General features: G+C 43.8%; 4 protein-coding genes. 2 read left to right on the forward strand and 2 right to left on the reverse strand.

Features of this window, described 5'->3' with window-relative positions; genetic code table 11:
* On the forward strand, positions 1-228 hold a 228-nt coding region (locus CS921_RS15645), incomplete at its 5' end, for a hypothetical protein (RefSeq protein WP_205527765.1).
* Here CS921_RS15645 and CS921_RS04750 read toward each other — a convergent pair.
* Together CS921_RS04750 and CS921_RS04755 are read right to left on the reverse strand one after the other, a co-directional pair.
* Complete coding sequence (locus tag CS921_RS04750) at positions 195-1976, reverse strand: ABC transporter ATP-binding protein (RefSeq protein ID WP_099221919.1); 1782 nt, start codon at positions 1974-1976, stop codon at positions 195-197. The two genes, CS921_RS15645 and CS921_RS04750, sit on opposite strands and share 34 nt — an antisense overlap.
* Positions 1963-3711: an ABC transporter ATP-binding protein gene (locus CS921_RS04755; RefSeq protein WP_099221920.1), complete on the reverse strand. Its 1749-nt coding sequence runs from the start codon at positions 3709-3711 to the stop codon at positions 1963-1965. The genes CS921_RS04750 and CS921_RS04755 overlap by 14 nt, the downstream gene beginning before the upstream one ends.
* A 163-nt stretch (positions 3712-3874) precedes the next feature.
* Here CS921_RS04755 and CS921_RS04760 point away from each other — a divergent pair, with 163 nt between their 5' ends.
* On the forward strand, positions 3875-4708 hold the full coding sequence (locus tag CS921_RS04760) for an AraC family transcriptional regulator (protein WP_099221921.1): 834 nt from the start codon (positions 3875-3877) through the stop codon (positions 4706-4708).
* Positions 4709-5488: the final 780 nt, after the last annotated feature.

Below are 5488 nucleotides of genomic sequence, written 5' to 3' on the forward strand. Positions count from 1 at the left end.
GTTGGGAGTCAACGTAAACAGCTAGAAGCAAACCTGTTTTTCCGAGAGAGGAGGCGTATTTGGCAAAAAAAGTTGGACAAAACGAAAAAAGAAGCCAAAACCAAGCGAAATCCATTTGAAGAAATGGCTTCAATCCTTGCTTTTAGCTTCTTTTATTTTCCAATAATGGCTTTATGTGTTAATTTTCCTTCCCATCACAACGCATTCAACAAATCAAACTGCGCCTGATAAAGATGGTGATAGTAACCGCCTTGCGCGATCAGCTCATCATGACTGCCGGCTTCTTGAATCTGCCCGTTGTCAATATAGAAAATCCGAGAGCTGTTTTTAATCGTCGAAAGTCGGTGGGCGATAATAAAGGAGGTTCGACCTTCCAAGAGCCGCTCCAGACCTTCCTGCAGCAGAATTTCAGTTTTGGTATCAATGCTCGAAGTGGCTTCATCAAGAATCAAAATTTTCGGATCAGCAAGCAGTGTCCGCGCAAAGGAAATCAGTTGCCGCTGACCAGCCGAAAGCGTGCTGCCGCGTTCTTTGACCTCTGTATGGTAGCCATCTTTCAAATCCTTGATAAAATCATGTGCCCGAACGACTTTTGCCGCCCGCATCACTTCTTCATCAGTGGCATCCAGCTTCCCGTAACGAATATTTTCGATGATCGTTCCAGAAAAAATGAAGGTATCCTGCAGCATCACACCCATTTGTTTGCGCAGAGAATGAAGCGTCACCTCTCGAATATTTTGCCCATCAATCAAGATCTCGCCTTCATTTATATCGTAAAAGCGGCTTAGCAAATTGATCACGGTCGTCTTTCCAGCCCCGGTCGGCCCCACAAGAGCGATGGATTCGCCAGCAGTCACGTGGAAGTCGATTCCTTTCAGAATATCCTTCCCTTCCTCGTAGCGGAAAAAGACGCGGTTGAAATCCACACGGCCGGTAATCGGCTGCATTTCCTTGGCGCCGGGCAGATCGCGAATATCCGGTTCGACATCCAGCGTCTCAAAAATCCGTTCCAGATACGTCGTGGCGGTAATGAGGGAATTGTAAAAGTTGCCGATATTGATGACCGGATTCCAAAAGTTGCCCACATAGCCCACAAAAGCAATCAGCGTCCCTGTCGAAACATCCACGCCAAGACCTCGAATCCCGACAAAATAGATCAGACAGGTCGTCATCACGGCGATATTCTGCACACCCGGCCAAAGCAGGAATTGAACCCGTACAGCCTTCATCCACGACTGCCGATACGCATCACTGACATCACTAAAAATTTCAAAATTCTCTTTCTCACGGGCAAAGCTTTGCGTTACTTTGATGCCGGCAATGCTTTCATGAATATAAGCATTCATGTTGGACGTCTTGTTACTTAGTACCTGATAGGCCTTGCGCTGCGCCGTTTTAATCACCATCACGATCACGAATAAAACAGGAACGAGCGCCAGACTGTAAAGCGTCAGCACGGGGTCGATTGCCAGCATGAAACCAAGCGTCACGACCACACTTAAAATATCTGAAATCAGATTGATCAAGCCGTTGGAAAGCAGGTCGCTCAACATGTTAATATAATTGACGACTCGAATCAAAATTTTCCCATGCGGCCGACTGTCAAAGTAGGAGAACGGCAGCTTTTGTAAATGGCTGAAAATCGCCGTCCGCATGTCTTTTAAAATATCCTGCCCAATCACTGTGATCGACCAAATCCGGTAGCGCATGCACAGCCCGGTGATTACAACAGAGAGAATAAAAATGACGGCGATCCAGAAAAGCTGCTGGTAGTCCTGATTTGGAATCGTCTGGTCAATGACGATCTTGGTCAGGTAAGGGCCGGCCATCGTGGCGATATTGGCCAGCAGAATGACAAGTAGTGTCAGATAAATGGGCTTTTGGTAAGGCTTGATATAGACAAAAATGCGTTTCAAATGACTGGCATTGAAGCCTTCTTCCAGCTCCTCATCCACGTCGAACTTATTCCGTGCCATCTGCATCCACCTCCGTTCCGAGTTGCTTATGATAGATTTCGTAATAATAGCCCTGTTTTTGCAACAATTCCGCGTGATTGCCGCGTTCAATGATTTCACCATGCCGCAGAATTAGAATTTCGTCTGCATCTTTTACCGAAGAAATCCGGTGGGCAATAATAAAAGTGGTCGTCTTGTGCGTCACTTTTTTAAGCTCATCTTGAATCTTGACTTCCGTTTCCATATCGACCGCAGAAGTCGTATCGTCTAAAATCAGAATGGACGGCTGTTTGAGCAGTGCGCGGGCCAGTGAAATCCGCTGCTTCTGTCCGCCAGACAAGCCAACGCCCCGTTCGCCGACAATCGTGTCATAACTTTCCGGCATTGTTTCAATAAAGTGATCGGCATCGGCAATGCGTGCCATCCGTCTGACATCCTCCATCGAGGCATCCGGTGCGCCGAAAGCAATGTTGCCTTCAATCGTATCGGAAAAAAGGAAAATATCCTGCATCACCGTTGCAATATGCTGACGAAGCTCGCGGACATGCCAGTTGCGGGCATCCTCGCCATCAATCAGCACCTGCCCGGATGTCGGGTCATAGAAACGGCAAATCAGATTGACGAGTGTCGACTTTCCAGCACCCGTTTCCCCAAGAATCGCAATCGTTTGCCCCGGTTCTGCCCGCAGTGAAATATTTTTCAGTACATCGGTGGTCGGGTCGTCCTCAAAATGAAACGATACATTTTTAAATTCGACATAGCCATCGATCGAATGGGCCGATTTTTCAGCATGGAGCGGAATCTTGGCTTCGGTTTGCAGCATGTCGCGAATTTTAAAGGAAGAGGCGATAAAGCGTTGGACGTCATTGATCAGCCAGCCGCTCATCCGCATCGGCCCATTCAGCATCCATAAAAAGCCGTTGAATGCGACCAGGTCACCGAGCGACATTTGCCCCTTCATGACCAGATAGCCACCAAAGACGAGCGTAATGATCACAAGCGTTCCAGCAAGCGAGTCGAGAACCGGCAGATACTTTTTGGAAACTTCCGCAGAATCCAAATTTCGTTTTTTAAAATCGAGATTATGCTCATGGAATTTCTGCATTTCGTAGTCTTCACGCGCAAAAGCCTTGACGACCCGGTTGCCGCTGATATTTTCCTCCACCATGGAATTGAGGCGGGCAAAGCTTTCCCTGATTTCATAAAAAGCAGGCTGTGCCTTTTGCGACATCATCATGGTGAGAATGGCGATAAATGGTGTAACGGCAACGAGAGCGAGCGTTAATTTCCAGTCGATCGTCAGCATGATCCCAATGGCGAAGATGAAAAGAAGCAGATTTTCGAGAATGTTGTAGATGACCCATGAGACGAAATGACGAATGGCATCTGTGTCACCGGTCATTCGCGCCATAATATCGCCCACGCGCGTGTGGTTGAAAAAGTCGAAATCCAGCGCCTGCAATTTTTTATAAAGGTCTTCGCGAATTTGAAACAGGCTGTTTTGCCCGACCCGTTCAAAAAGAAGCTGGTAGGAGTAGCGGAAGATCGTCCGGAAAAACGTGCTGACAATCATGATCAGCAGAATGGGGATGAGAAGAGACGCTTTGTTTTGATAAACGACCAAATCGATCACCTTGCCGCCCAGCAGTGGATAGAGAATGCTGATAAACGATGCCAAAATAATCAAAATAAGAGCAAGAAATAATTTGAGCCGGTAAGATCGAATATATTGCCAAATCCATTTGATACTGTCCAAGCATGAACACATCCTTTCTATTTTTTAATATACAAGTACTTAGTTTACACGGCTTTTCTTAAAAAAGAATGGTTAATCTTCCCCATCATGATGGAATATATTATATAATTGAAGCAAAGAAAAACGAATGAATGTAAGCGTTTCAGGTGAGGGAGGGAAATTGATGTTCAAAATTGATACCAACACGTTCAACCCGCAGATTCTCTATGTAGGCGACTGCTATACAAATGAGCCGCGGATTGGCGAGAATCACCATCATGATTTTGTCGAATTCTCGATTATCTATGAAGGGCAAGTCAAGTATAATATTGAAGGAAAAGAATACTGGTTGAAGCAGGGGGACATGCTGGTGCTGAATCCGGGCGTGCGCCATTTTGATATTGCCGAACCAGGCATGCATAATGTCCAGCTCCATATTGGTTTTCGGAATTTTAGCTTGACTGGCTTTCCGCGTAATACGTTTCCTTTTAAAGAAGCGGTTTTGCGTCAGCATGATACCAGCACGGAGATTTTGCCGATTTGCGATGAGATCCTCCGTGAAAAATCAGAGGAGAAGCCGGGCTATGATTTGCTGCTTAAAACCTATGTCATGCAGCTAATCATCCAAATTTTACGCGAAACTGAGCCGAGACAAATTCGAACAAGCGGGTTAAAATTGTCGATGGAAGAACTTGAAAAACAGCAGCTGGTCAATCAAATCATCTATTATATGGAGAAGCATCATACAGAAGAGGTCTCTTTATCCACACTATCCGAAACCATGTATATCAGCCCGGCCTACATTTCCCGCGTCTTTAAAGAAGAAACCGGAGATTCGCCCATCCATTATTTAATTAAAATCAGGCTGGAAAAAGCCTATGAACTATTGAAAGATGAGCGCCTGACCGTCAAAGAAGCCGCCAAACTGGTCGGTTACAATGATGCATATTACTTTAGCAAGCTGTTTAAAAAGCATTACGGCTTCCCGCCATCGCACATTTTACAACGGACAAGTTAAGCAAGCACCAAATATAGCAGTGATGTTACAATCCTGCGGTATTTGGTGCTTTTTTTATGAAAATGGCTGAATACCAAGCGTTTTGTTGATTATATTTAGTGTGAAAAATAAGTTAATAGATGTTTTTATGTAAATTTATTTTTTAAAATTTGAACAAAATGTGAAGTATATTTATTTATAGTGAGTTAAATTGTAATTAAATACTGATAGCAAGTGGATTCGTATATATAATGAATGATTTTATGGGAAAAACGGTTACATTATTTGTACAGAAACAATATTTTTCCATTTTGGTTGTGTTGTGTAAATTATTAAAATGTTTACGAAACCGTAGATTAATAATGCTATTTTTCATTGATTGTATTTATGGAGAGGGGCAGCCCAAAAAAGGGTGGACTTGCTCTATAATAACGTTGGGTGTAATAATCCTATAAAAAAACAGGATAAAGAGGTGAATCAATATGACATTTTTCGGTCAGTTCTTAGCAAATCTTTCAGGAGCATTACGTTTTCCTGACGTAGTAGAGGTGCTGAATAACCTTATCAAAGGGATCTTTGGTTGATAGCCAACATTAGCTTATAGTAGAAGGGAGGTTACATATATGACAGGATTTATTCAATTTCTAGCAAATCTTTCAGGCGCAATCCGGTTTCCAGATGTAGTCGAAGTACTGAACAATCTGATCAAAGGAATCTTTGGTTGATTATTAGCCATCATCTATAAAGAAGGGAGGAAATAAACATGACAGGATTTATCCAATTCTTAGCAAATCTTTCAGG

The sequence above is a fragment of the Listeria costaricensis genome (assembly GCF_900183385.1).
Taxonomy (GTDB): domain Bacteria; phylum Bacillota; class Bacilli; order Lactobacillales; family Listeriaceae; genus Listeria; species Listeria costaricensis.

Bases quoted from the DNA above. Each gene is read 5' to 3' on its own strand.
- CS921_RS04750 (WP_099221919.1), bottom strand. From the start codon at position 1,976: ATGGCACGGAATAAGTTCGACGTGGATGAGGAGCTGGAAGAAGGCTTC.
- CS921_RS04760 (WP_099221921.1), top strand. From the start codon at position 3,875: ATGTTCAAAATTGATACCAACACGTTCAACCCGCAGATTCTCTATGTA.